At 69.8% G+C, this 26,408-nt stretch carries 24 protein-coding genes and 1 pseudogene; 13 read left to right on the forward strand and 12 right to left on the reverse strand.

Annotation, left to right across the window (positions count from 1 at the left end; all coding sequences use genetic code 11):
- Positions 1–43: 43 nt before the first annotated feature.
- The 3 genes from D0D37_RS17920 to D0D37_RS17935 all read left to right on the forward strand — a co-directional run bounded on the left by D0D37_RS17920 (position 44) and on the right by D0D37_RS17935 (position 5,844).
- On the forward strand, positions 44–1,036 hold the full coding sequence (locus D0D37_RS17920; RefSeq protein ID WP_116201698.1) for an ArsR/SmtB family transcription factor: 993 nt from the start codon (positions 44–46) through the stop codon (positions 1,034–1,036).
- Positions 1,037–1,387: 351 nt separating this feature from the next.
- Positions 1,388–3,628, forward strand: coding sequence for a protein kinase domain-containing protein (locus tag D0D37_RS17925; RefSeq protein ID WP_116201699.1), 2,241 nt, complete (start codon positions 1,388–1,390; stop codon positions 3,626–3,628).
- Positions 3,629–4,008: 380 nt separating this feature from the next.
- On the forward strand, positions 4,009–5,844 hold the full coding sequence (locus D0D37_RS17935; RefSeq protein WP_244223560.1) for an amino acid permease: 1,836 nt from the start codon (positions 4,009–4,011) through the stop codon (positions 5,842–5,844).
- On the opposite strand, the gene D0D37_RS17940 is transcribed toward D0D37_RS17935, so the two are convergent.
- Together D0D37_RS17940 and D0D37_RS17950 are read right to left on the reverse strand one after the other, a co-directional pair.
- The gene (locus tag D0D37_RS17940; RefSeq protein WP_116201700.1) at positions 5,845–6,651 is read right to left on the reverse strand and encodes a M15 family metallopeptidase; all 807 of its coding nucleotides are present in this window, start codon (positions 6,649–6,651) and stop codon (positions 5,845–5,847) included. It abuts the gene before it with no gap.
- A 448-nt stretch (positions 6,652–7,099) separates the two neighbouring features.
- Positions 7,100–8,005, reverse strand: coding sequence for a hypothetical protein (locus D0D37_RS17950; RefSeq protein WP_116201701.1), 906 nt, complete (start codon positions 8,003–8,005; stop codon positions 7,100–7,102).
- 247 nt (positions 8,006–8,252) lie between these two features.
- Between D0D37_RS17950 and D0D37_RS17955 the strand changes: the two genes are divergently transcribed.
- Positions 8,253–9,863, forward strand: a complete 1,611-nt coding sequence (locus D0D37_RS17955) for an amidohydrolase (protein WP_116201702.1) — start codon at positions 8,253–8,255, stop codon at positions 9,861–9,863.
- A gap of 139 nt (positions 9,864–10,002) precedes the next feature.
- Complete coding sequence (locus tag D0D37_RS17960; RefSeq protein WP_116201703.1) at positions 10,003–10,476, forward strand: GNAT family N-acetyltransferase; 474 nt, start codon at positions 10,003–10,005, stop codon at positions 10,474–10,476.
- A gap of 2 nt (positions 10,477–10,478) precedes the next feature.
- Here D0D37_RS17960 and D0D37_RS17965 read toward each other — a convergent pair whose 3' ends face one another.
- The 5 genes from D0D37_RS17965 to D0D37_RS17985 all read right to left on the reverse strand — a co-directional run bounded on the left by D0D37_RS17965 (position 10,479) and on the right by D0D37_RS17985 (position 15,162).
- Positions 10,479–11,102, reverse strand: coding sequence for a response regulator (locus D0D37_RS17965; protein WP_116201704.1), 624 nt, complete (start codon positions 11,100–11,102; stop codon positions 10,479–10,481).
- Positions 11,099–12,355, reverse strand: a complete 1,257-nt coding sequence (locus D0D37_RS17970; RefSeq protein WP_116201705.1) for a sensor histidine kinase — start codon at positions 12,353–12,355, stop codon at positions 11,099–11,101. Before D0D37_RS17970 ends, D0D37_RS17965 begins: the two co-directional genes overlap by 4 nt.
- A gap of 3 nt (positions 12,356–12,358) precedes the next feature.
- Positions 12,359–13,093, reverse strand: coding sequence for an ABC transporter permease (locus D0D37_RS17975; RefSeq protein WP_116201706.1), 735 nt, complete (start codon positions 13,091–13,093; stop codon positions 12,359–12,361).
- Between the two features lie 10 nt (positions 13,094–13,103).
- On the reverse strand, positions 13,104–14,012 hold the full coding sequence (locus D0D37_RS17980) for an ABC transporter ATP-binding protein (protein ID WP_116201707.1): 909 nt from the start codon (positions 14,010–14,012) through the stop codon (positions 13,104–13,106).
- A gap of 112 nt (positions 14,013–14,124) precedes the next feature.
- Complete coding sequence (locus tag D0D37_RS17985; RefSeq protein WP_208720016.1) at positions 14,125–15,162, reverse strand: cation diffusion facilitator family transporter; 1,038 nt, start codon at positions 15,160–15,162, stop codon at positions 14,125–14,127.
- Positions 15,163–15,275: 113 nt separating this feature from the next.
- On the opposite strand from D0D37_RS17985, the gene D0D37_RS17990 reads away from it, so the two are divergent.
- Positions 15,276–15,656, forward strand: a complete 381-nt coding sequence (locus tag D0D37_RS17990; RefSeq protein WP_116201708.1) for an ArsR/SmtB family transcription factor — start codon at positions 15,276–15,278, stop codon at positions 15,654–15,656.
- A gap of 1 nt (position 15,657) precedes the next feature.
- Here D0D37_RS17990 and D0D37_RS17995 read toward each other — a convergent pair whose 3' ends face one another.
- Positions 15,658–16,044 (reverse strand): DUF2267 domain-containing protein, encoded by a 387-nt coding sequence (locus tag D0D37_RS17995; RefSeq protein ID WP_116201709.1) that lies wholly within the window; start codon positions 16,042–16,044, stop codon positions 15,658–15,660.
- Between the two features lie 98 nt (positions 16,045–16,142).
- Between D0D37_RS17995 and D0D37_RS18000 the strand changes: the two genes are divergently transcribed.
- The 4 genes from D0D37_RS18000 (at position 16,143) to D0D37_RS18015 (ending at position 18,810) form a co-directional block, all read left to right on the forward strand.
- Positions 16,143–16,484, forward strand: coding sequence for a hypothetical protein (locus tag D0D37_RS18000; protein WP_162834290.1), 342 nt, complete (start codon positions 16,143–16,145; stop codon positions 16,482–16,484).
- A 62-nt stretch (positions 16,485–16,546) separates the two neighbouring features.
- Positions 16,547–16,918, forward strand: coding sequence for a hypothetical protein (locus D0D37_RS18005; RefSeq protein WP_341867988.1), 372 nt, complete (start codon positions 16,547–16,549; stop codon positions 16,916–16,918).
- Positions 16,919–16,958: 40 nt separating this feature from the next.
- Positions 16,959–17,381 carry a DUF4383 domain-containing protein gene (locus D0D37_RS18010; protein ID WP_116201711.1) on the forward strand — a complete coding sequence of 141 codons (423 nt, stop codon included), beginning with the start codon at positions 16,959–16,961 and terminating at the stop codon, positions 17,379–17,381.
- A gap of 106 nt (positions 17,382–17,487) precedes the next feature.
- On the forward strand, positions 17,488–18,810 hold the full coding sequence (locus D0D37_RS18015) for an acyl-CoA thioesterase/bile acid-CoA:amino acid N-acyltransferase family protein (protein WP_116201712.1): 1,323 nt from the start codon (positions 17,488–17,490) through the stop codon (positions 18,808–18,810).
- A gap of 6 nt (positions 18,811–18,816) precedes the next feature.
- On the opposite strand, the pseudogene D0D37_RS18020 reads toward D0D37_RS18015, so the two are convergent.
- The 4 genes and pseudogenes from D0D37_RS18020 to D0D37_RS18035 form a co-directional block, all read right to left on the reverse strand.
- Positions 18,817–19,375, reverse strand: a pseudogene (locus tag D0D37_RS18020) (transposase family protein); the annotation flags it as partial.
- Between the two features lie 189 nt (positions 19,376–19,564).
- On the reverse strand, positions 19,565–20,389 hold the full coding sequence (locus D0D37_RS18025) for an SDR family oxidoreductase (protein WP_116201713.1): 825 nt from the start codon (positions 20,387–20,389) through the stop codon (positions 19,565–19,567).
- Between the two features lie 21 nt (positions 20,390–20,410).
- Positions 20,411–21,412, reverse strand: a complete 1,002-nt coding sequence (locus D0D37_RS18030; protein WP_116201714.1) for a glycosyltransferase family 9 protein — start codon at positions 21,410–21,412, stop codon at positions 20,411–20,413.
- Complete coding sequence (locus D0D37_RS18035) at positions 21,409–22,869, reverse strand: HAD-IIIA family hydrolase (RefSeq protein WP_116201715.1); 1,461 nt, start codon at positions 22,867–22,869, stop codon at positions 21,409–21,411. The genes D0D37_RS18030 and D0D37_RS18035 overlap by 4 nt, the downstream gene beginning before the upstream one ends.
- A 95-nt stretch (positions 22,870–22,964) precedes the next feature.
- Between D0D37_RS18035 and D0D37_RS18040 the strand changes: the two genes are divergently transcribed.
- The 3 genes from D0D37_RS18040 to D0D37_RS18050 all read left to right on the forward strand — a co-directional run.
- Positions 22,965–24,335 (forward strand): aldehyde dehydrogenase family protein, encoded by a 1,371-nt coding sequence (locus D0D37_RS18040; protein WP_116201716.1) that lies wholly within the window; start codon positions 22,965–22,967, stop codon positions 24,333–24,335.
- Positions 24,332–25,408, forward strand: coding sequence for an FUSC family protein (locus tag D0D37_RS18045; RefSeq protein WP_116201717.1), 1,077 nt, complete (start codon positions 24,332–24,334; stop codon positions 25,406–25,408). Before D0D37_RS18040 ends, D0D37_RS18045 begins: the two co-directional genes overlap by 4 nt.
- Before the next feature lie 32 nt (positions 25,409–25,440).
- Positions 25,441–26,408, forward strand: a 968-nt coding sequence (locus tag D0D37_RS18050; protein WP_116201720.1) for an NAD-dependent epimerase/dehydratase family protein, incomplete at its 3' end; no start/stop codon positions are given.

Consider the following 26,408-nt stretch of genomic DNA (forward strand, 5'->3'; position numbering starts at 1 on the left):
CCGATCTCACCCGAACACCCGCCGAGTGCCGCATAATCGCGACGTGCCGCTCACTTTGGAACTGAGCACCGGCGACCTGGCCGCCACCAGGCTCGCCGTCTCGCCGCTGTCCGAGACCGTCTCCGGTCTGCAGACCCTCGCCGGTTGCTGGGGCCCGACGCGCCACCGACGCTGGACCCGCTGGGCCGCGAACGAACTCGCCGCCCGTCCGCTGGACCTGCCTTGGACCTGGCCATTGCTCGTCACCGGACGGGCCAGCTGGCCGCAGTTCCTCCTGCCTGCCCCGGCCCGCGCGGCGAACACGATCGACGAGGCGCTGGCCGCGATGCTCCGGACCACCGCGAGCCAGGTCCGGCAAAGCCTGCACGGCGTGTTCGGCGATCACCTGCCTGCCCCCGCCCGGGCACTCGCCGCCGACCCCGCAGCGGGGCTTCGCGCCATCGCCGCCGAACTCCGCCAGGCGCACGACCGCCTGATCGCACCGCACTGGGCCCGGCTGCGCGCAGTCCTCGACGCCGACATCGCCTACCGCGCCAAACAATGGGCCGACGGCGGCGCGCGCCACCTGTTCGCCGACCTGCACACCAAACTGAACTGGCACGACAGCCGACTCACCCTCGACGGCGACCACCGCCCCTCGCCCGGACGGCCCGCCGGCGGACTGGTTCTCTCCCCCGTCGTGCTCGGCCCGCCGTGGGTGATGATCAAACTGCACACCACCACGCAAACCACGATCCGCTACCCGGCCCGAGGCAGCGGTGCATTGTGGACAGCCGCCGAACGCCGTCCCGCCGAACCCGCGGTCCGCCTCCTGGGCCGACGTCGAGCCGAACTGCTGGAGACACTGCGCTCCCCCGCCACGACCACCGACCTCGCCGACGCCCTGCACGTGTCGCCGAGCGCCGTTTCGCAACACCTCCGGGTCCTGCGAGACAGCGGCCTGGTCTCCGGCCGACGGTCCGGCCGCGAGGTCCTCTACCGCACTACCAAAGAGGGAATGCGCCTGCTGAACCCCTCCGCCGAACAGCGAATGTGACGCCTCGACAACCTCCCGCTCCCGGCGAAGCACCCGTCCGCGCAGCCCTGTGCCGCGACGCCGAGCGAGGGAATGTGCCTGCTGAGCCCTCGCCCTTCACGCCCTCCAGCCTCCGGCGAAACACCAGCCCGCTCGCAAGCCGTCCGTCCAGCCAAGGAACGGAACCCCTCGGCCAACGCACAAAACCGACGAGTCCCACCCCCGCACCCTCCAAAACCGCACCTCGGCGGCCTAAACCCCGCGCTTCCCACGACCGAGGCACAAATGTGACAACTCCACCCCCACTGCCACATTTCCGGAGTACGCTCTCGCGGACCGCGACCGTCCTCGCGGGGAGGGGAAGCGGCGGGGATGAGCGACACTTGGCAGGCGCCCGGGTTCACCGAGGTCGACGTGCTCGGCGTCGGCGGCTTCGGGCGCGTCGTGCTGGCCAAGCACCAGGACTCCGGCCGCATGGTGGCGATCAAATACCTGCTCGCGGAATACCTCGCCGACCCGGACCTCGCGGCCGCGTTCCGGCGCGAGGCGTGGCTGCTGTCCGGCGTCCGAAGCCGGCACGTCGTGCAGCTGTTCGACTTCATCGAAACGCCGCAAGGCGCGGCGCTGGTAATGGAGGCCGTGCCCGGCGTGTCCTTGCGCGCGCTCCTGGCGACCGAGAACGTTCTCGCCCCCGAATCCGCACTGGCCATCCTCAAGGGTTCGCTGCTCGGCCTCGCCGACGCGCACGCCGCCGGAGTCGTCCATCGCGACTACAAACCGGGAAACGTGCTGGTGTCCCGGGAAGGCCAGTCGAAACTGGTCGACTTCGGACTGGCCACTTTGGACGGACACAACGGACTGACCGCCGGTTCCCCGTCGTACATGGCACCCGAGCAGTGGGCCGGGCAACCAGGCCAGCCCGCCACCGACGTGTACGCCGCGACTTGCGTGTTCTACCAATGCATCACCGGACACCAGCCGTTCGAAGCGAGCACTACCGACGAACTTCGCTCGCTGCACCAGATGGCACCGGTGCCGCTCGACGCGGTGCCGGAGAAACTCCGTCCGCTGATCGCGCGCGGAATGGCGAAGGACCCGGCCTGGCGACCGTCCACATCGGACGCTTTCGTAGCCGAACTGGAAACCGTCGCCCGCAAGGCTTACGGCAAGGACTGGGAGAAGCGCGGCTGGAAGCGTCTCGCCACCTCAGCCGCCGCCCTGACCGCGCTCACCCCGCTGGCCCTCCTGACCACTGCGGGCACCGCCGCCGCGCCGATCGGAGCTGGCGCGGTGGCAGCCGGGGTGCCTGCCACCGGCACCGGAGCGGGCGCGACCGCGGTGATCGTCGGCAAGGTCGTCGCGGTGCTCGTGGTCGTCGGCGCACTGGTCACCGGCGGAATCCTGGTCTTCAACCGCCAGGACGATCCGCCCGCGTCCGCGCCGCTCACCGTCGCGATGCGGACCGACTCCGGACGCGACCAAGCCCTCCCCATCACCTACGACCTCCAGTATCCGCAGGTGTCCGGCGGACCGGATGCCGCTGTGCGGCAACGCCTCAACGACGCTTTGCGCGCCCCGATCGACAAGCGGCTGAAGGCCATTCGCGACGCGCGCGCCAATCCGAACTGGCAAAGCCAGTTCACCGAAGCCGGAGAAACCCCCGCCGCGCGATCGACCGCGCAGATTCTGCTGCGGACCCCGACGCTGCTCTCCGTCCGCTACGACCACGATCTCGACTCGAAAGTGCTGGGGCACACGACGTGGCGGTTCCCGGAAACCGTCACCGTCGACCTCGCCACCGGGAACCCGCTCGGCCCGCCGGACATGTTCCGACCCGAAGTGCTGACCGCGGCCGGGATGCGAACGCTGACGGACCGGATCGAACCGCACACCAGGAACGGTTTCTGCCAGCTGGCGTCCGTCGACGACAACGGCCGGAAAACCACCATCGACGCCGCCGACCAGACCCCGGCGCGCGGGCACGTTCCGGCGGCCTCGATCGGATTTACCAAGACCGGGGCCGAATTCGAGATCCTGTGGTACGACCTGGGCTGCACTACGGCGGCGGGCAAAGAAACCGTAACCGTCCCGTACGCCGAAATCTCCGATCTGCTGCAACCGAAGTTCGTGACAATGCTCGGCACCGCAACGCCTTCCTCGCCGACACCGCCATCATCCTCACCGGTAAGCAACACCTACACGAACCCCCGATTCGGCTTCACCGTGCGCATCCCACAGGGTTACACCGCCGCGCCCTACAGCCCGGACAACGGCGACGGAATGACGTTCACCAACACCGCCCTCGACGCGACCCTGACCGTATGGGGCACCAACGCGGGCGGCCGAACCTCCGCGGCGGCATTGGCCGACGCAGCCGCCGAGACAGAAGCGAACGGCGGCCAAGTGACCTATCGCAAGGACGAAGGCGATCACTACTCGATTTCCGGCTACCAAAGCGACGGCAAAATTTTCTACGAGCGCGATTTCCTTGGGGCCGATTCGACGGCCTCGCTTCGCTGGGTTTACCCGCGCGAGCACAAGACCGACCTCGACACGCCTGTCAGCACCACAGTGGACACCTTCCGGCCCGGCGACCTCTCCCAGCCGCACTAACCCGACGCCCGCGGGCACGGCTACGCGCTGAGCACCGGCCTCAACGCCTACACCGCTTACGCGACAACAAATCCTCGGGTGGCGGCGAGCACGAGGCACCAGATCACCGAGACGCTGGTAGACCTCCAGCGAGCCTGAACAACGGATTCCGCACCAGAGCTGGTCGATAACCGACAAATCCGGCGCGTATCGCTGCTCCATTCGGATGATCGACAACTGTCCCGTCCAGCATCCTGACCCGCTCGCACCTAGCCTCGACGGACCCGGCGGCCGCACACTGTCCCGCGTCAGCGAGGCCCAGCTCCGCGGCCGATTCCGACAACGTTGTCGGCCGGGGCGCGACGCGGGACGGCACGGCCGAACGAGAGGAAGATCGATCAATGGCTGATCGGATCACCGAGCAGGGCCAGGGAAGCCCGGACACCCCGGGCGAGGCGACCTCGGGCGAAGCGGCCGCAGGCAAAACGACTCCCGGCGCGGCGACCGAGGGCACGGCGATCCCGGCGGAAGCGACTGCACGGACGGCAAACCCGGCCGAAGCACCCGCGAGCCAAGCAGGCCCAGCCGAGGCAGCCGAACGCACGGCGACCCCCGACGAGGCAACCGCGAGCAAGACCGCCGCAGACAAGACGGCGCCCAGCTCGGCGACCGAGGGCAAAGCGACCCCAGCCGAGACAACTGCACGCACCGCGTCCCCGGCCGAAACGCACGCGAGCAACGCAGCCCCCTCCAAGGCAGCCGAACGCACTGCAACCCCCGGCGACGCAACTCCAAGCGAAGCGGCCGCAGACAAGGCGAGCCCCGCCGAGCCGACCGCAGGCGCAACAACCACAAGCGAAACAACCACCACCAACTCCAAGAAGCTCCGCTCCCGGCACATCACCATGATCGCCCTCGGCGGCATCATCGGGGCCAGCCTCTTCGTCGGCTCCGGGAACGTCGTGCGCGCCGTCGGACCGGCCGCCGTCATCTCCTACCTCATCGGCGGGCTCCTCGTCTTCCTCGCGATGCGGATGCTCGGCGAGATGGCCGCGGCGCGTCCGGCGATCGGGTCGTTCATGGAGTACGCCCGGGTGGGGCTCGGCGAGTGGGCGGGGTACCTCGTCGGCTGGCTGTACTGGTACTACTGGATCGGCGTGATCGCGTTCGAGGCGGTCGTCGGCGGGTCGGTGCTCGGCGGGTGGTTCCCGGCGGTGCCGCAGTGGGTGTTTTCGGTGCTGCTGTTGCTGTTCTTCACCACCACGAACCTGGTGTCCGCGCGGTCGTTCGGCGAGGTCGAGTACTGGCTGGCGAGCATCAAGGTCGCCGCGATCATCGTGTTCCTCGCGGTCGGCACGCTGTTCGCGTTCGGGCTCTGGCCGAAGGCGAACTTCTCGATCCCGAACCTCTGGCAGCACGGCGGATTCGCGCCCAATGGCTGGTGGCCGATCCTCAGCGGCGTCGCGATCGTGATTTTCTCCTACTTCGGCACCGAGATCGCGGTGATGGCCGCGGCCGAGTCCGAGGATCCGGCCAAGGGTGTCCGGCAGGCGGTCAGCACGGTGATCTGGCGGATCCTGCTGTTCTTCGTCGGCGGGGTGCTGCTGATCGTCACCATCGTCCCGTGGAACCAGCTGCCGAATCCCAAGCAGGAAGGGCCGTTCGCGCACGCCTTCACGCTGTTCGGGCTCCCCGGCGCCGGACTGGTGATGAACGCGGTCGTGCTGACCGCCGCGTGTTCGGTGCTCAACTCCGGGCTCTACTCCGCGGGCCGGATGTTCTCTGCTCTCGCCGAGAAGCGGCTGGCTCCGCGGGCGGTGGCGAAGAAGAGCAAGTCCGGCGTGCCGGTCGTCGCGGTGGTGGCTTGCACGATCGGCGGATACATCGCGGTCTTCGTCAACTTCGTCGCGCCGGACTCCGGCATCTTCGACTTCATCATGAACTCCGCGGGCCTGGTCGCGTTGTTCGTGTACTCGTTCATCGCGTGCACCCAGATGCGGATGCGACAGAAGATGACGCCGGAGGAGCGCGCCGGGCTGAAGCTCAAGATGTGGCTGCACCCGTGGCTCGGCATTCTGACCGTCCTCGGCGTCGTGGCGATCATCGTGGTCATGCTGCTGACCGACGACTCCGCCCGCACCCAGGTCTGGACGAGCATCGTGTCGCTGGCCGTGATCGCGCTGTTCTGGCCGCTGGTGCGCCGGGGACTGCGGAAGTCCGCCGCGAAGGAGAGCTAGCTAAGCCACCGGGCAGCGCAGCGACCTCCGCGAAATCGGGAAGTCGAAATACGCGGCAGGGAAGGTCTCCGGCTGGAACGTGTAGTGCCACCATTCCTCGGGCAGGTTCTTGAACCCGGCCCGCTCCAGCCCGTGCAGCAGGAGCATCCGGTTCTCCTTCTGCTTGCCGACGATCCGCGGGTCGAGCGTGTGCGCGAGGGTGTCGAAGCAGTCGAAGCCGGTGCCCATGTCGATGGAATTGTCCGGGAACCGGTCGGCTTCCGGGCCGTAGCAAGGCTTCAGCGGCTGACCGGGGCGGTACCGCCGCGTCGGGAACGCCGGGAGGCGGACGAGCGTGAGGTCGACCGTGCTTCCCCGGCTGTGCCCGGATTTCGCCGCGATGTAACCGTCCTCGAAGAGCCGGTCCTTCTCCACGCGCGGGTAGAACTCGGCTTTCATCCGCAGGTCGGACAGGTCCTCGGCCCAGCGCACGAAGTTGTCGACCGCGCGCTGCGGCCGGTAGCAGTCGTAGACCTTCAGCGTGTAGCCCTGGCGCAGGAACGACAGCTGCGCCTTGTGCAACGCCACCGCGGCGTCGCGGGTCAGGATGCACATCGGCTGCCGGTAGCCGTCGACCGGCGCGCCAGTGAAGTTGTGTGGCGTGATGTAGCGGATTTCCTGCACGATGGTCGGATCGACGTCGCGCAGGGCGACGAACTCGGGCGGCGCCTTCGGCTCCGGTGCGGCCGGTGCCGGCGGTGCGGCGACGAGACAGGTCAGCAGGCTCATCGCGGCGACCACCAAGCCGCGCATCATCTTTCCGCGCATAGCCCGCTTGCTTACCACAAGTTCACGCGCTGGTGTAGGCGTCGTACACCGGCCAGCGCCGTCTTCATCATCCGCGGCACGGCGGCGATCACGGTGCCGTGCGCGCGCCGTTCGGCGGCACCGCACAGTCCGATCCTCGTCCGGCCGCCGCTGGGCCGGTGCGACTTCCTTTGTGCAGCGCGAGAACTCGGGATCAGGCTTGCGGGGCGGACGTCTTCCGCACCACCCGACGCCGCCCATCCGCACGCAACATCGGCCCGAACCGCAACCGCGCCTCCCCCGCCAACTCGGCACCGACGTCCACCTCGAACCAACCCGCCGACGCAGCAATACGCAACCGAACACCCCGCCCGGCGAGGCCGGTGACCCGACCCCGAGCCCTCCAACAACTGCACCCCGTGCGTCAACGGCCGCCACCCCAGCACATGCCGGACCACCACCAACCGGATCAGGCTTGCGGAGCGGACGTCTTCCGCACCACCCGACGCCGCCCGTCCGCACGCAACATCGGCCCGAACCGCGACCGCGCCTCCCCCGCCAACTCGGCACCGAGGTCCACCTCGAACCCACCCGCCGACGCAGCAATACGCAACCGACCACCCCGCCCGGCAAGACCGGTGACCCGATCCCGAGCCACCGCCAGCAACTGCACCCCGTGCGTCAACGGCCGCCGCCCCAGCACGTGCTGGACGACGACCAGTTCCTGCCGCGTCAGCGCGACGAACGCGGCTGGCCGCGATTGCTGCCACAGCCATCGCCGCGGCAGTTCGGGTTCCGCACCGAGGTAGCGCGTATGCCGGGTATGCCCGAGTGCCACCAGCGGGGACGCCGGAAGCCGGTCCCAGCCAAGCGAAGGCGGCCCCGCGTGCGCCGGTTCCGCCGCGCCGGGCCGATGCGCGCGCGATCGCACGTGCGTCAAGAGGTCGGCCACCGCGGGCCATGCCCACGAGCGGTAACGGAAAACCAGCGTTGTCCGGACGCCGGTTAGCACCAGACAGGCATGCTTTCCGGCCATCGCGTGCTCGACCGCGATCAGCTCCGGGTACGGGATCGCGCCGACGATGCGCGGATAAGGCAGGTCGTCGACCCACAGCGCCACCCCGCGCGCGCCCGCGCCCAGTGCCTGCTCCGGCGTCCACACCACGCCGTCGCTCGACGGCCGGGTCGCCGACGGGGCCAGGACCACCTCGCCCGGGCCGACCAGGTCCGCGAGGTCCTCCGCCGCCGCGCCCGGCCGGGACCAGCGGGAAGGCGGTTTGGTGTCGAGCCGGTCGGCGAGGTCGCGGCCGACCTGGATCTCCCATGGCTCCGCCGCAGCGGTGAGCGCGGCCCGCGCCGAACCGATGCCGGACATGGGAGCCTCCTGCCGTCGCGGGAGCCGGGCCTGGTGCCCTGTGCTTCCAGCGTATACACCGCCGCGCGGCCGCTTCTCATTCCGCAGCTCACCCGGGTGGGACCTAGATCACCCGTTTGCCGCAACCCGCTTCGACGATGCGCCCGCACCCGCGCCGCCCCTAGAATCGGCGGTGCGGCACCGTTGCCACTGTCCTTTGTGGACATCGCGCCGCGCGGCAGCCTGCTTCGAACCTGGAGGGAACCTCGTGTCCGCACCGGAATCCGTGCAGATCGTCACCGCCCGGCGCATCGTGACCATGGCGGGAGCCGAGCCTCCGGCCTTCGCGGTCCGCGGCGAATGGGTCGTCGCGCACGGCAGCGTCGCCGACCTGCGCGGCGAGTTCCCCTCGGCGGAAGTGCACGATTTCGGCGATGCCACCGTCATCCCCGGCTTCAACGACGCCCACCAGCACCCGACCGTCGTCGCCGCGCAATCGCTGCAGGTCGACCTGTCGCCGTCCCGGATCCGCTCGACCGCCGACCTCACCGCGGCCCTGCGCGAACGAGCCGCCGCGACGCCGCCCGGCGAATGGGTCATCGGCTGCGGCTACGACTCGTTCCGCAGCAACGGCGGCCGCGAACTCACCCGCACCGAGCTGGACGAAGCCTGCCCGGACCACCCCGTACTGGTCGTGCACGTGACGCTGCACGCCGGCGTCCTCAACTCCCCCGGCCTCGCACTCTCCGGCCTGACCGACGCCAGCGAACCGCCGCCCGGCGGCCACCTCGGGCGGGACGCCGCCGGCCGCCTCGACGGTGTCGTCCACGACCAAGCCCTCTACGACCTGGCGTTCCCGGCCTTCACCCCGCGTCCGACGATCGTGAAGGACCCGCCCACCGAGGTACTGGCCGCCGCCTTCACCCGGCACGCCGCCGACCTGCACGCCGCGGGCATCACCTCGGTCGGCGACGCCCTGGTCGGCCGCACCGAATGGCAGATGCTCCGCCACCTGGCCGACCAGGACCAGCTGACGCTCCGGGTGAACGCGCTGGCCGCCTACGACCACTTCGACTACTTCCGCGCCCTCCCCGGCTCCCCGCTCACTCCGGAAACCCGGCTGCGGCTAGGCGGGGTCAAGACCTTCGCCGACGGTGCCGTCAACGGCGGGACCTGCCTGGTCGAACAGCCCATCGAAGGCACCGACAGCTACGGCCTGGAGCGCGTCTCCGCCGCTCAGCTGGCCGAGACCGTGCGGCACGTGCACGACGCCGGGTGGCGAGTCTGCGTGCACGCCAACGGCGACCGCGCGATCCGCCGCGTCCTGGACGCCGTCGACCAGGCACAGGCCGCCCACCCGCGACAGGACCCGCGCCACCGCATCGAACACTGTTCCATCATCGACGACGAGATCCTGAAGAGGATGCGCGACCACGGCATGATCGCGGTGCCGTTCGCGAACTACGCCGCCGCGCACGGGGACAAGCTGACCCGGTATTACGGCGAGGAGCGCGTCGAGCGGATGTTCGCCCACCGGTCGATGCTCGACGCCGGGGTCGCTGTGGCCGGTTCGTCCGACCATCCGTGCGGGCCGTTCCCGCCGCTGTACGCGCTGCGCAGCTGCGTGACGCGCCGGGCGCCGGACGGGGAATTGTTCGGGCCTTCGCAGCGGATCAGCGTCGAGGCGGCGCTCGGCGTGTATACGACGGGGTCGGCTTACGCTTCTGGCGAAGAGACGACCAAGGGGCAACTCGCGCCGGGGTTCCTGGCCGATTTCGCGGTGCTGGCGGAGGACCCGTTCGAGTCGGATCCGGAGGCGTTGGATCGGGTTCAGGTGCGGGAGACCTGGGTTGGCGGGCAGCGGGTCTGGTCGGCTTAGCGGTTGCGTGGCGGGTGTGCCGTGAGGGGAACCTTCATGGACTCTGAGTCCCTCAGGGTTCCCCTCACGGCCCGCAACCCGCGGCTTCCGCAGCAATTCGATATTTCCAAGATAAATCGCGCCGGTTATCGTTTTCGGAATGAATGCTGTCGTCGTCCGCGCCACATCTGGATCCGTACCGCAGCTCGTCGCCTCGGCAACGGCCCTGTTCGCCGAGGACGGCGGTCAGCGCGACCCATGGATGGACCTCACCTGGCCGCGCCGCGAAGGCTCTGCCTACTTCGCCGATCTACTACACCGCGACGATTCCCTGTGCCTGCTGGCGTTCTCCGCCTCGGGTTCCGCGATCGGTCACCTGATCGGCCGGATCCGCCGCCCCGACCCGCTCCGGCCAGGGGCAGTGGTCGGCGTGCTGGAGAGCCTCCGCGTCGACACCGCGCACCGAGGAATCGGCGTCGGAACAGCCTTGGCGGAAGAATTCTTCGCGTGGGCCAGAGAATCCGGCGCGAACCAGCTCAGCGTCACAGCTTATGCGGCCAACGAATCCGCCATCAGCTTCTACCGTAGTCGCGGGTTCGCGCCGTTTGAACTCACCCTCCACGCACCGCTCTAGCCCTACAGCGTTAAATACCCCTGCGCGAACCCGGCAGCCACCGCCGCCGCGCGGTCGTTTACTCCGAGTTTCGCGTAGACGTGCAGCAGATGCGTCTTCACCGTCGCCTGGCTGATGAACAACTGCTCCGCCGCCCGACGATTCGTCGCTCCCTTCGCGATCAGCTGCAGTACCTCCAACTCGCGGTCGGACAACGGGTCCGCCGCCGGTTGGCGCAGCTGTCCCATCAGCCGGGTCGCGACTGTCGGCGACAGCACCGCCTGGCCCTGCGCCGCGGCCTCGACCGCACGGAAAAGCTCCTCCCGAGGGGCTTCCTTCAGCAGATACCCGGTGGCTCCCGCTTCGATGGCCGGGAGGACATCACTGTCGGTGTCATAGGTCGTCAGCACCAGGATTCGCGCGGGCACACCGCGTTTCGCCAGCTCCTTGATCGCCGTCACGCCGTCCGTTCGCGGCATTCGCAGGTCCATCAGGATCACGTCCGGACGGAGTTCCTCACCGGCGGTGATCGCCGCCGCCCCGTCGGCGGCCTCGCCGACCACCTCGAACCGCGGGTCGGCGCTGAACATGCCGCGCAGGCCGTCGCGCACCACCGGATGGTCGTCGACGATCAGCAGCGAGATCATCGCTCGCCCCCGGCCGGAATCGCGGGCACGGTCGCCGAGATCGCCGTGCCGCGGCCCGGTTCCGATTCGACGTCCAGTCGCCCCGCGAGGCGCTGCACCCGCTGCCGCATCCCGGCCAGTCCGAATCCGCCGTTCGCGGAACCGTTGGCGCGCTTGGCATTCGGCTCGAAACCGACGCCGTCGTCGCGGACATCGAGAGTCACCAGGTCCGGCATGTACGACAGGGTCAGGCCGACCCGGTTCGCCCGCGCGTGCTTGGCGACGTTCGACAGCGCTTCCTGCGCGGTCCGCAGCAACGCCACCTCGACGTCAGTGTGCATCGGCCGGGCGTCGCCGGTGGTGGTGAGCACGGCGTCGACGTCGTTGGCCGCCGACCAGTTCCTGGTCACCTCGCTGATCGCCTCCGGGAGCCGGGCTTCGGCGAGCACCGACGGTTCGACGGATTGGACCGTTCGACGCGCTTCGACCAGGCTTTCCCGGGCCAGGTTCGTCGCGTTCGCCAAGTGGCGGTTCAGCACCGTCGGCTCGGCCGCGGTTTGCTCAGCCGCCTGGAGTTGGGTCAGGATTCCGGCCAGGCCCTGGGCGAGGGTGTCGTGGATTTCCCGCGCCATCCGCTGCCGTTCGTCCAGGACCCCGGCCTCGCGGGCTTGGACGAGCAATTGCGCGTGCAGTCCGGCGTTCTCGGCCAACGCGGCCTCCAGCTTCACATTGACCTCGTGCACTTCCGCCAGCGCCTGCTTCTGCAGTTCATTGCGCCGATAAGCCATTTCCACGAAATAGAACACCGCTCCCGCCAGCGCGACCGAAAGCGCGCTGACGCCCAGCCACACCCACCACAGATTCTCCGCGTTGATTTTGGCGATCCCGCCCAGGAACGCCATCGCCGAGATCACCGCGGTGGCCGCGGCGCCCGCGTACCGCGAACGTCCCGTCAGGTGCTGAAAAGCCTGCGGGTAACCGGCGAACGCGAACAAGCCGTACCACGGCGCGAGGGCCGCCAAGACCGCCGTCATCGCCAGCAGACCGGCGTAATACCCCGCCCTCAAGGCGTGCGGACGAAGCGTGTGAAACCACAGCAGCCAAAGCGCCGCCGCGAAAGAAAGCCCCAGAATGAGCGGAAGCTGCACTGGCAGCTGCAGCAAAGTAATGCTCACGCTGACCGCGAGAAGACAGTAAGGCAGCACTTTGAAGGTCGCCGTCTGTGCGTGTTCCCAGCGGTCGAACTCTTCGCGCAGATCGCCCTCGATGCCCACCTGTTACTCCCAGCGGAAGTAGCGTGCGGCCAAGCCCCCGGCCACGACAAGCCACCCTAGCATGACCCCGAGGTGCAACAGCTGCGGCCAATTCCCGGAAGCGGTGTCCTGCAACGCTTGTACGCCCGCGCCGAGCGGTGTCAGGTCGCTGATCGTCAGCAGAACCTGGTTCATGCTGGCACGCGGCACCCAGAGTCCGGCGAAGAACACCAGCGGGAAGAACACCAGCGAACCGACCGCGCTCGCGCTCTTGGCGGACCGGGCGAGCGCCGCGACCAGGAGTCCGATCCCGAACAACGCCAAGGCCAGCAGCATAAAACTGAGCACGTACGCGGGCAGTCGCCGAGGCAGGTCGACGTCGAAGGCCAGCCGTCCGAGCACGAGAATGACCAGTGTCGACGCCGCCGACAGGACCACGGCCATCAGCGATTGCGCGCCGAGCATCACCGTCGGTTTCACCGGAGTGAGCCGCATTCGCCGCAGCACGCCCTTCTCCCGGTAGGAGGCGAACAGCTGCGACAAACCGCTGAGCGAGAACAGCGAAACTCCCATCGCGACCACGATCGGCAGGTACCGGCTGATCATCCGGACCCCGTCCGGGCCGGGTTCGCGCAGGGCGGGGATCAGGCCGAGCACGACGAACAGGATCGGCGAGAAGGCGAGCGCGAAGAACACGACGATCGGCTCGCGGAAGAACAGTTTCGTTTCGGTGGCGGCGAGCCGGACCAAAGCGGGCACCGGGATCTCCTCAGGATTCGATGGAACGGCCGGTGAGCGCGACGAACGCGTCGTCCAGCGTGGTCTGGTCCACTCGCAGGTCCGCGACAGTGAGCTGATGGCGGGCGAGCGCGGCCGTCACGGCCAGCAGCAGGTTTCCGGTTCCGGTGACGACGAGCTGGCTGCCCGCCCGCTCGACGGCGGCGACCTCCGGCAGTCCGGTCAGGACCGCGTCGTCCAGTGGCCCAGGCACGCGAAACCGGATCCGCTGCCGGTCGTCGATGCGCGACACCAGTCCGGCCGGACTGTCCACCGCGACGACCTGACCAGCGTCGATGATCGCCATCCGGTCGCAGAGCCGCTCGGCTTCCTCCATGAAGTGCGTGACCAGCAGGATCGTCACGCCTCGCGCGCGGATCCGCTCGACCAAGGCCCAGACGTCGCGGCGGGCCTGCGGGTCGAGTCCGGTGGTGAGTTCGTCGAGCACCGCGACCTTCGGATTGCCGAGCAGTGCGAGCGCGATCGACAGCCGCTGTTTCTGGCCGCCGGACAGCCGGCGGAACTGGGTGCCGAGCTTGCCGTCGAGCGTCAGGATCTCGGCCAGTTCCCGCCAATCGGCCGGATCGCGATAGAACGAGCTGTACAGCTGGAGCGCCTCGCCGACCTTGAGTTTGTCCGGCAGTTCGCTTTCCTGGAGCTGTCCGCCGAGCACCTGGCGCAGTTCGCCGTCGTCGCGCTGGGGGTCGAGGCCGCAGACGCGGATCGCCCCGCCGTCCGGCTTCCGCAGTCCTTCGACGCATTCGACGGTCGTGGTCTTGCCAGCTCCGTTCGGGCCGAGAATGCCGAAAATCTCGCCCGGCTCGACGGCGAAGCTGACGCCGTTGACGACGGCCTGCCCGCCGTACCGCTTGACGAGGCTGTCCACCTCGATGATTGCCATGCGTCAACCGTGCCGGGCGGCACCGGTGCGGCGAATCGACTGCGTGGCCAGACTTTCCGGCCTGCCCGGGCGGAGCGGCGGATCAACCGATCGGTCGATCCGCCGCGGACACTCAGCCGAGGTGCACGGCCTCCGCCCCGACCGCCGGTTCGACGTGCACCGCCGCCGCGGTCAGCCGGGGCACTGCCGCGATCAGCTCGTGTTCCAGGCTGTGCGCGAGTTCGTGCGCCTGCTCGACGGTGAGCGTGTTGGCGACCTGGACGGCGAGTTCGGCGCGCAGGCTGTGGCCGATCCAGCGCATCCGGACCTCGCGGACGCCCTCCACCCCGGGCACCGCGGCGGCCGTCTGCTCGGCCAGTTCGACGGTCGCCGGATCGACGGCGTCCATCAGCCGCCGGAAGACTTCCTTGGCCGCGTCGCGCAGGACGAACAGGATCGCGACGGTGATCAGCAAACCGATCACCGGGTCGGCCGCCGGGAAACCGAGGGCGACGCCTGCCGCGCCGAGGACGACCGCCAGCGAGGTGAAGCCGTCGGTCCGGGCGTGCAGGCCGTCGGCGACCAGCGCGGCCGAGCCGATCTCGCGGCCGACGGTGATCCGGTACCGGGCGACAAGTTCGTTGCCCCCGAACCCGACTACTCCCGCCGCGGCGAGTACCCAGAGCTGCTGGACGGGGTGCGGGTGCAGCAGGCGGTCGATCGCTTCGTAGGCGGCGAGCGCGGCGGATCCGGCGATGATCAGCACCACGACGACGCCGGCCAGGTCCTCGGCGCGGCCCAGGCCGTAGGTGTAACGGCGGGTCGCGGCGCGGCGGCCCAGGGCGAAGGCGATGCCGAGCGGGAGGGCGGTGAGGGCGTCGGCGAAGTTGTGGATGGTGTCGCCCAGGAGGGCTACCGAGCCGGTGACCGCGACCAGAGCCAGCTGGATGACGGCCGCGCCGAAGAGGGCGGCGAACGACCAGATCAGCGCCCGGATGCCGCGTTGGCTGGTTTCGAGAGCGGTGTCGAGACGATCGGCGCTGTCGTGGCTGTGCGGAGTGAAGAAGTGCTTGATGCGGTGCCGCCAGGTCGCGGGCTCGCTGTGCCCGTGGCCGTGCCCATGACCGTGGCCGTGCTCCGGCTGCGGACGGTCGCGGCGCGGCTCTGCCATCAGGTGCTCCCGGGATGCTCGAGGCCTCTCGCGACCGCGTGCACGGGCCGCTCGACTGTCAGCATACCTGCGCAGATGCGCAGGTAGTCGAGAAGGGGCGGTAGCATCGGGACATGCACTCCTCCCTGCCGGATTTCGACATGCCCTCCGACGAGCAGGTCCACCTGGCCGCGGAAAGCTTCCGGCTGCTGTCGGACCCGACGCGGATCAAGGTGCTCTGGGCGCTCCTGCAGGGAGAATCGTCGGTCGCCTGCCTCGCCGAACTGGCCGGGGCCGCGCCGACCGCGGTCAGCCAGCATCTGGCCAAGCTCCGGCTCGCGGGCCTGGTGAAGGGCCGCCGCGAGGGGACGTTCGTGTACTACTCCGCCGCGGACGAGCACGTCCGCGGCCTGCTGGCCCAGGCGCTGCACCACGCCGACCACGTGGACCGCGACATTCCGGGCGAACCCGGCGGCCACGTCCAGCCGCACCGGCCCCGGATGCGGAACACCTGAATCAGGCGACCCGAGACCGCTCCGCCTCCACCAGGCGCCGCAACGGTTCCGGAAGCACGTCCCACACCTCGTCCGCGACGTGCACTGTCTCCCGGCCCAGCACGTCCAGCACCACACCGGCCCGGTGCACCGCTTCCGGATCCGGCAGATTCGCCCGCTCCGCGATCCGCCCCACGAATTCCGTCAGTTCGAAGCCTTCTTCGACCGGACCGCCGCCGGGGCGCAGATCTTCCGCCAACTCGGACGGCAGTTGCGCGGCCAAACTTCCCGCCGCTTCCGGCGAAATCCTCTCGGACAACGTCCGCAGCACCGCGTGCGCGACGCGTTCGGCGTCGCGGGTTTCCGCGAGGCAGGCCCGCCTGCGGATCAGTTCGACGATGCCGTCCATCGTTCCCGGATACCCGGGACAACGGCCCGCAACCGCCCGGCAACCGTCCGGTTAGCCGTCCCACGACCGGGTACCAGCGGTCCATGGACCATCAAGCGATGTCTCCCGCACCGGCCGAGCAGGCGCAGACCGCGCTGCGCAGGCTCCGTCGCGAAGCCGGCGCCGGAGGCTACGAATCCCCCGCGGAGCTGTACCGGACGCTCGGTTCGCTGAGCATCCTCGCCGACGACCTCTCCGAACTCCTCCCCGACTTGTCCGGCCACCTCGAAGAGGCCCTGCTCGCCGGTCGCATGCGACACCTTTCGGGCGACGCACAAGCGGCTTGGGACGCGGTCGCCTCGGCTGCGCACAGCATCTCGGTCGCCCGCTTCACCGCGCTCCTGGTCGGACAGGAAATCCAGAAAGCGCAGACCGCGATCCGCGATCTCGCCGCCGCCTGAGATCGTTTTGTCCCCTTCCCGGCGGGTACCCGGCGAGGAAAGCGCCGCACGGAGAAGGGAGCATGATGGCCGACAGCGATCCGGCCGAGCCCGAAACGCTCGATCAGTCCGAATCCCTCGACGAGGACGAACTGCGAGTCGACCCGCTAGAGGAGGGCGTCGAACCCGCCGAACGCTGGAGTCCGGCAACGCAGCAGGCCACGACGCCCGCCGAGGCGCGCGAAGGCCAGCCGCTCGGCCGCAGGCTCGCCGAGGAACGGCCGGACGTCCAGCCCGTGCCGAACCCGCCCGACGACGAGACGCTCGCCCGCGCGGAAGCGGCCCGGGCCGCAGCCCCGGCGGAGGATCTCCCGCAGCGCCGGGCGGATCCCGATCCCGGCGAACAGGCCGACGAAGCCGGCGGTTCCGTCGCGAAGTCGCTTCGCGAGGAATAGCAAGGGAAACCGCCGCGGGCCATCACGGAAAGGAGTCCTCATGCCGACGGTCACCACCCGTTCCTGGGCCCGTCCGGTCGTCGCCGTGCTCGGGCTGATCTATCTGGTCCTCGGCATCGCCGGGTTTTTCGTGCCGGAAACCGCGCACGCCGGGCACGACACCACGCGAACCGTCTGGCTGTTCAGTTCGAGCACGGTGCTGAACATCGTCCACACGGCACTGGGTTTGCTCGGTCTTTTGGCCGCACGCAAGCTTTCCGGCGCTGTCGCGTACTGCTGGGTGCTGTTCGTGGCGTTCACCGGGTTGACCGCGTACGGGATTCTGGCGACGGCGTTCAGCACCGCACGCGACGACCCGGTGAACGTCAACTGGGCGGACAACTGGCTGCACGGACTGACCGCGGTCGTCGCCTTGGTCGTCGCGCTCAGCGGCAGCCGCGGGAAACCGGCTCAAAGTTCCTAACAAAACCCGTTGGCCTGCGGGATGCGGTGGCAGGAAGCTCTGCTGGTGTGATGGCGCCCACTGGCGCTTGGACGCGACCGTTCGTGGTCCTCCACGCTCATGGACCATGACGAGCACGGCAACATCCAGCCATGACATACGACTCCAGGTGTCCCCTGAACGCCCGGCCTTGGACGATTCGCTGCACATCCGACTGCTTGGTGTTCCTGCGGGCGCGCGAGTCACGATCCGCGCTCGCAGCCTTGACCGGCATGGCGTCTGGTGGGCCTCGCGCGCGGAGTTCGTCGTGCCATCCGGTGGTGTGCTGGACTTGACGTCGACCGCACCTGTAGACGGCAGTTACACCGGCGTGGATCCGATGGGTCTGGTCTGGTCGATGACCCGGGAGACAGGCTCGAATGCGGATGAGGTGACCACGGCGGATGCTCTCTCGCCTGTTCCGTTGCTGCTGACCGCCGAACGCGGCGGCCAACCAGTCGCCTGCCACCGGGTGGACCGTCTGCGGTTGCCCAGCGGCGTGCGCAGAACCGACGTTCGGACGCAGGGTTTGGCGGGGATTTTGTTCACCCCGCAGGATGGTCCCTGTCCGGGAGTGTTGTTGCTGGGCGGTTCGGAAGGCGGCCTGCACGAGGACGACGCGGCACTGTTGGCCGGGCACGGGTTCACGGTGCTGGCCCTGGCCTACTTCGGCACTGCCGGCGTTCCCGCACGCCTGGTGCGCATTCCCGTCGAGTATTTCGGCACGGCGTTGCGCTACCTCGCCAGTCACGAACAGGTCCGTGGCCAGGGTTTGGGCGTGGTCGGTGCTTCCTTCGGCGGCCAAGCCGCGCTCCTGGCCGGGGCGATGTTCCCCGAGGTCGCGGCCGTGGTGAGCCTGGCCGGCAGTGGCGTCGTCACCCAGGGCATCGACGGCGACACCGCCAACGGGGACTTTCTGCACATCATGGACACCGAGGTCGCACCATGGACCTGGCGTGACACGCCGCTGCCGTTCATCGCCAACCCCGCCACGCCCGCTGTGCGTCGGCAGGTCGATGCCGGGGAGCCGGTCGTGATGCGCGCGGCGTTCGCACACGGCATGCAGGACACCCAGCGGCTGGCGGCCGCGACCATTCCGGTCGAACGCATCCGGGGCGCCGTTCTGCTGATCTCCGCGGGCGACGATCAGCAGTGGCCCTGTGCGGCACTCAGCGACATCGCCTTGCGTCGCCTGACTGACCACCAGCACCCATTTTTCCACCAGCACCTGCGGAATCCGGCGGCTGGGCATGGGATCTGCGTGCCGCCGTTTCGGCCGACCACCGAAACCATCGTGCCTGGCCCCGGTATCCGACTCGCGCTGGGCGGCACACCGGCAGAGACCGCGACCGCCCAACACGCGGCATGGACGGCAACCATCGCGTTTCTCACCGCCCACCTGCGAACCTGAGACCACTCAGCAACATCGCAGGACGGCCAGTCGACGGAAGCAGACGACGGCGCACGCCAGGCGCAGGAACGCCTCGTGGATGTCGTCGTGGATCTCCCGCCGAATGCGCAGCCGCCGGAACCAGTGCAACAAGGCGAATCCCTGCTCGACCACCCAGCGGTGGACGCCCGGCCTGGACCCGTGCTCATCGCCGCGACGGGCGATGACCTGGGTGATTCCGAGAGCCCGCACCTGTTTACGGTACGTGTCGTAGTCGTAGCCGCGGTCGGCGTACAGCGAGTCCGGCCGCCGCCGAGGACGACCTCGGCGGCCCCGCACTGGCGGGATCATCTGGGTCAGGGGCATCAGCAGGGGATGCCGTGTGCCTCGGTGATCAGGCGGTGTTTCGAGCCAGGTCAGGCACTGTCGACCGGGCTCTGTCCGGTTTTGGGCCGCCTTTCGTGGCTCGCACGTGAGAGCCGTCCACCATCGCCCTCGACCAGTCCAGGGCACCAGTGGCGTGGAGTTCAGCCAGCAGCGATTCGTGCAGGCGTGGCCAGGCACCGACCTCGTTCCAATCCCGCAGAGCACCTTACGGTCGTCCAGTCGAGGACGACCGGGTGGCGAGGATCGTGCGGCACAACCGGCAACAACGGTTCGATCCGTGACCACAGTTCGTCGGACACGATCCAGGGTGGCTGCTGGCCCTTCTTCACGTCATGATCAAAGTTGGAGATGATCTAGCTATTCCGTGATCGAACTTTGTCAGGAGTTGTTAAGGACGACGCCACGAATTGTCCGGGAACGCGGTTCCGGCCTGGGCGCCCATGCGGATCAGCCCGCCGTCGACGACCAGCGACGAACCCGTGATGTACCCCGCCGCGGGGGTGGCCAGGAAAGCCACCGCCGCGGCGACTTCACGGGCATGTCCGGGGCGGCCCAAGGGAATTCCGGGACGCTCCTGGTCGCGCGGGTCGACGTCGGTCTGTCCGGTCATCGGGGTGGAGATTTCGCCGGGTGCGACAGAATTGACCGTGATCCCGTGCTCGGCGAGTTCGAGCGCTAGTACCTGGGTCAACGCGCCGGCACCGGCTTTCGCCGCGCAGTAAGGTGCGGCGCCGACTCGCGGCACGTGTTCGTGGACGCTGGTGATCGTGATGATCCGGCCGCCGCGGCCTGCGTCGATCATGTGCCGCGCGGCGCGTTGCGAGCACACGAAAACGCCGTGCAGATCGACGTCCACGACGCTGCGCCAGGTGTCGAAGTCCATGTCCATCGCGAGTTCGCTGCTGCCGGTTCCGGAGCAGTTCACCAGGACGTCGACGCCGCCCAGTTCGTCAGCGAGGTCGTCCACGACGCTCGCCGCGGTCGGCAGATCGGTCAGGTCCAGTTGCCGCACGTGCGCGGCCACGCCCTGCTCCCGCGCTTCCGCAGCGGTCTCTTCCGCACCGGTTTTATCGGTGTGCCAGGTGATTCCGACGTCCACTCCGCCGCCGGCGAGCGCGACGGCCACTGCACGGCCGATGCCGGAATCCGCGCCGGTCACCACCGCCGTGCGCGGTCCGTCGGTCTCTTCGGGCAACGGTGCTGGGTCCATCATGTTTTCTCCTTTCCTCGCGGTTCAAGCGGTTATCCGGCGGCTCGGTCTCTTGGCCAGTTCAGCCACCGCGGCCACGACTTCAGCCGGGTCGATTCCGTCCAGGCACGGATGTCCGGGGACCGGGCAGGTGCGGGCGCGGCTGCCCCGGCACGGCGCGTGCTGGTTGCCGAGCAGCGCCGCCGGAACGCCGAACGGCGCCCAGCGCGCGGCGGGCACTACCGGCGCGAACAGCGAGACCACCGGGGTTCCGACGGCCGCGGCCAAGTGCGCCGGGCCAGTGTTCGGGGCCACGACCGCCTCCGCACCGGCGAGCACCGCCGCCAGTTCCGGGAGCGTCGTCCGGCCGCTCAGGTCGACGTCGGCGGTCATCCCTTCCGGCTTCGCGCCGGTCACGACAACCCGGTGCCCGGCTTCGGTGAGCGCGTCGACAATCCGTCCACTATGGACTGGTGACGGGCTGCGAGCCGGTACCGAAGCAGTCGGGTGCACCACGACGTAGTCGCCGATTCCGGTCAGCGCGGAGACGTCCGGCAGCGGACGGCGGATCCCGAGCCGCCCGTCGTCGCCGGAAGGCAGCGCGCATCCGGCGGCTTGGGCGAGGGACAGCATCCGCAGCGCCTCCGGCGGATCGCCCGGCACGCGGTGGCGCAGGTCGAGGAGGCTGCCCGGGTAGTCGTCGCAGATCGCGCCGATCCACGGCACCCCGGCCATGCGCAGCACCAAGGCGAGCGGCAACGGCGACTGGTGGAAGGAGGTGAAGACGAAGGCCGCGTCGAACCCGGTCAGCTGTGCGGCGAGGGCGTCGATCGACGGGCGGGTCAGCGGCGGCGGGTCGGGGTCGATCCATGGTGCGCGGAAGACCCGCACCTCGTCGACGCCCGGGAGCAGTTCCCCGGCTGCGGCACCGTGCGGTCCGGCCAGCAGCGTGACGTGCTCGGCGTCCGCGGCGATCGCCCGGATCGCCGGGCCGGTCAGCAGGACGTCGCCGAGATTGTCCTGCCGCGCCACCAAAACCCGCTTCACGTGCGGACCCCGGCCTGCCGCAGCGCGTCCGCGAGATCTCGCGCCACCAGCGCTTCTCGCCGCGCGCGAGCGATCTCGGCGGGCAGGGTGCGGGCGGTCGGAACCAGCACGGCGCGTGCCCCGGCCGCGAGACCCGCGTCGACGTCCGCGCCGGTGTCGCCGATAACGACACAGCGCGCGGGATCGACCGACAGCTCCTTCGCCGCCCGCCGGACAAGCTCTGGGGACGGTTTGCGGCAATCGCACCCGTCGTCGGCATCGTGCGGGCAGACCTGCCAGGTGCCGAACTCGCCGAACAATTCGTCCACGCGAGCGTTCACCGCGGTCAGTTGAACCGGTTCGATCAGTCCTTTCGCGACTCCGGACTGATTGCTCACCACCCCGACCCGGACGCCCTTCCGGCGAAGCTCCTGCACCAGGCTGACCGCTCCGTCGACCGGGCGGACCTTCGCCGGGTCAGAGAGGTACGGGATGTCGTGGATGAGTGTGTCGTCGCGGTCGAACAGCACTGCCTGCGGCGAAAGCGACCGGCGGGCGGCAATTTCCCCGCGGAGCCGGTGATAGCAGGCTGCGGGCGGGATCAGCACGCTCGTCACGAGCATGCGCGCGATCTCTCCCGGCGTGGCAGGTCCGGAACGGATGCGTTGAGCGGCGAACGCGCCGGTCAACCCGGCCCAGGCGGCCAGCGCGAGGCGGCGCTTCCGCGGTGCGAGCGCGGCGACGGCTGTGGCGACAGTCAGCGCGTGCCGTCCCAGCATTCCGCTGCCCTCGCCGGTTCGTTGCCGCCACAGGACGCCGTGCTTGTACCGCATTCGCGCGTTGTCCGCGTTGCCTCGCTGGGCTTTCACACTGGCGAAGAATCCCGAACGGCGCGCCGGATGAGTCGTGACTCGCTCGCCGCGTTCGATGCGGTGCCCCTTCAGCACGACGCGCAGGGCCAGGTCGGAGTCTTCCCGGAACGCGCGCGGGAAGCGTTCGTCGAAGCCGCCGGACTCGACCAGCGCCGACCGCCGGTACGCCATGTCCGCGGTGATCCATCGCGCCGTTTCCAGGCCGGCGGTGCCGCGTTCGTCGTCGGTCGGTTTCCGGTTGTCCGGCAACGGAACCACGATCCTGGCCTGCGACGCGGCGGCTTCCGGCGGCAGCCGGGCCAAGTCGGCGGCCAACTGCGCGGGCCAGTCGGCGGCGAGGACCACGTCGTCGTCCACGAAGGCGATCCAGTCCGACTTCGCCGCGCGCCAGCCGACATTCCGGGCGGCGGCCGGGCCTCGGCCGTGCGAACGCAGCACCCGGACGCCCTCGGGCACCTCCAGAGCGGTCCCGTGTGGACGGTCGTCGACCACGAGCACCTCGGCCGGCACCGGACCGTCGGCGGCGGCGAGCGTGTCCAGCAAGGTCCGCAGCGCGGCGCGGCCGGTGGTCGGGATCACCACGGAGAAGTCCGGGAAAGTGTTCACCCGCGCCGGTTTACCCCGCACCGGCGCAGGCAAACGGAACGCATGACTGCGCGTGCGCCGGGGTACCCGCAGCGCGACCGACCACAGGAGGTGCGATGACCACGCTCGACGACCGGGCCGCCACGCTCGCGATCACCGACCCGGCCGACGGCAGCCCGGTCGGCGCGGTCCCGATGGCCAGCCCGGACGAACTCGACGCCGCGCTCGGCCTCGCGCACCGGGCGCAGCCGGGCTGGGACCGGACTCCGGCCGCCGAGCGCGGCTCGGCCCTGCGCGCCGCCGCCGACCGGCTGCGCGCGCACGCCGGCGACCTCGCCGAGATCAACCGGCGCGAGACCGGCCGCCCTCTCGATGAAGCCAAGGCCGGGGTGCTCGCCGGAGCCGGGACCCTCGACCAGTACGCCGAACTCGGCCCGGTGCATCGCGGCCGCAGCCTGCTCGGGGACTTCGCCGCCACCGATCTGATGATCCCGGAGCCACGCGGGGTAGTGGTCGCGCTGACGCCGTGGAACGACCCGGTGGCCGTCTCGTGCGGTCTCATCGGCGCGGCCGTCGTCACCGGCAACACCGTTGTGCACAAGCCGAGCGAACGCTGTCCGCACACTGGAACGCTGTTCGGCGAGGTTCTCGCCGGGGTCTTCCCCGAGGGCGTCCTGCAAACCGTGCACGGAGACGGCCGGATCGGCGCGGTGCTGGCCGCGCGGAGCGACGTGGACATCCTGGCGCATGTCGGCAGCACCGCCACCGGCCGGTCGATCGCGGCGAGCGCGGCGGCGACTGGGGCGAAGGCGCTTCTGGAGAACGGCGGCAACGATCCGCTCGTCGTGGACGAGGATGTCGACCCGCGCTGGGCCGCCGAGCAGGCCGCACTCGGGGCGTTCGCGAACTCTGGGCAGATTTGCGTTGCGGTGGAACGGATCTACGTGCACCGCGCGATAGCCGAGGCGTTCATCGATGCGCTCGTCGACATTGCCCGAGGGCAGACGCTCGCCCCGCTGGTCGACACCCGGCACCGCGGTCACGTGCACTCCCACGTGGAGAACGCCGTCTCGCTGGGCGCCGAAATCCGCACCGGCGGCCAGGTCCCGTCCGGGCCGGGCGCGCATTACCCGGCGACGGTGCTCACTGGATGCACCAGCCAGATGCGGGTGCTGCGCGAGGAAACCTTCGGCCCGGTCGCGCCGGTGTGCGTGGTGGATTCCTTCGAGCACGGGCTGGCCGAGGCCGCCAACGACGATTACGGGCTCGCCGCGACCGTGCTCACCGCGTCGATGGAACACGCGCAGCACGCGTGGCGGGAGCTGGCTGTCGGGACCGTCAAGGTCAACGCCGTGTTCGGAGGCGCACCCGGCGGTGCGGCCCACCCGCGGCGCGGCAGCGGATCGGGCTACGGCTACGGCCCGGAGCTGCTCGACGAGATGACCCAGACCAAGCTCGTCCACCTGGGCGCGCCAGTCCGCGCGTGACGCCCCAACTCGACCGCACGCCGCTGGGTTGGGCGGCCCGGGCGATTCGCGTCCCCGGCAGCGAACAGCGAACCGCCCTGCAGGCGGCCAAGGCGACCATCGCCGCCGTGGCCGCCTGGCTGCTGACCACGCAGGTCATCGGGCTGTCCCAGCCGTTCCTCGCGCCCTACGCGGCGGTGTTCCTGGTGGAAGCGACCGTGTACCGGAGCCTGCTCGGCTGGGCGCAGCAGGTCGGTTCGGTCACGATCGGGGTGCTGCTCGCGGCGGGGGTGTCGCAACTGGTGCCGGAACAGACGGTGACGCTGGCTGTCGTCGTCTTCGTCGGGTTGCTGGTGGGTTCGTGGCGGCGGCTCGGGAGTTCCGGCGTCTGGGTCGGGGTGACCGGGATGCTGCTGGTCACCTACGGGACCGCGCGGAGTTCGGAACTGCTCGGCGACCGGCTGCTGGAAACCGCTTTGGGCGCCGCGATCGGGTTGGCCGTGAACGTGCTGATTTTCCCGCCGCTGTACGGCGAACGGGTCGCCGCCGCGGCCGATCGGCTCGCTTCCGCGCTCGCCGGGCTGCTGGAAGACACCGCCGAGCTGGTGCGCAGCGACGAGCCGCCGGAAGATCTCGACGGATGGCTCGGCAAGATCAGCGACGTGCGCAGTCTCGCGCGTGCGGCCGAGGACGCTTCCGGGCTCACCCGGGAAGGCCGGTTCCTGAATCTGCGCAGGCGAAGCCGGCATTCCGGGGCACAGCACGACCGTCCGCTTCAGACCTTGGGGGCGCTGTGGCCGCCGGTCGAGCAGCTGGTCGAGGCGGTGCGCACGACTTCGGAGGGGCGGGAGCCGTTCGTCTATCCGTGGCCGCAGGCCCGCGAGGCGCTCGCCGATCTGCTGCTGGAACTCGCGGCGGCAGTGCGGGTCGCCGCGGTGCCGGGCCGGGAGCCGGACCTGGAGCGCTGCCGGTCGCTGGTCTGCCAGGTCGAAGACCGGCTGGTCTCCTCGGACGACGGGGTGACGGCGACGCTCGGGCTGGGCGCGATGGCACTGCCGGTCCGCCGCCTGCTGCGGCAGCTCGACCAGCACTGATTGGCCCCGTTCCCGACGGGTACCCGGCGCAGATGACCCCACAGCGGATCGCAGTGACCGGCGCGACCGGCAACATCGGCACCGCGACAGTGCGCGCGCTGGCGGCCGACCCGGACGTCGCCGCGATCACCGGCCTCGAACGGCGTCCAGCAGGCATTCCGCCGCCCAAGACGGAGTACGTCGGCGTCGACGTGGCGCGCGACGAGCTGCTCCCCGTACTGCGCGACGCCGACACGGTCGTCCATCTGGCTTGGCTCTTCCAGCCGACCCACCGGCCGGACATCACGTGGGAGGCCAATGTCCGCGGCTCGCTCCGGCTGTTCGAGGCCGCGGCGGCAGCTGGGGTGTCGACGCTGGTGGTGGCGTCCTCGGTCGGGGCCGACTCCCCTGCGGCCGACGACCGTCCGGTCACCGAGGACTGGCCGACCCACGGCTGGCCAGGCGCGGCTTACCCACGCGAAAAGGCTTACGTAGAGCGGCTCTTGGACTCCTTCGAACGCGCCCATCCGGAGATCCGAGTGGTCCGGATCCGGCCCGGCTTCGTCTTCCAGCGCACGGCGTCGACCGAACAGCGCCGGTTGTTCGCCGGACCGTTCGTGCCGGGCAGCCTCCTCCGGCCGGGGCTGGTGCCGATCGTGCCGGACATCCCCGGCCTGCGGTTCCAGGTCGTGCATGCCGACGACCTCGCCGACGCTATCCGCCGCTGCGTCCTGCGGCCGGTGTCGGGGGCGTTCAACATCGCGACTGACCCGGTGGTCGACCCGCGTCTCTTGGCCCGGGTACTGCGGGCACGGCGGGTGCCGGTTCCCGCTGGCCTGGTCAAGCCCGCCCTCGCGGCGGCCTGGCGGATGCATCTGGTGCCCGCGACGCCCGGTCTGCTCGACACGGTGCTGCGGCTGCCGGTGATGGACACCTCGCGGGCGCGGTCCGAATTGGACTGGCAGCCGGAGTGGTCCGCTGAGGAGACGGTGCGGGAGTTTCTGCATGGCCTCCGGCAGGG

The organism is Amycolatopsis circi, from assembly GCF_003385235.1.
Taxonomy (GTDB): Bacteria; Actinomycetota; Actinomycetes; order Mycobacteriales; family Pseudonocardiaceae; genus Amycolatopsis; species Amycolatopsis circi.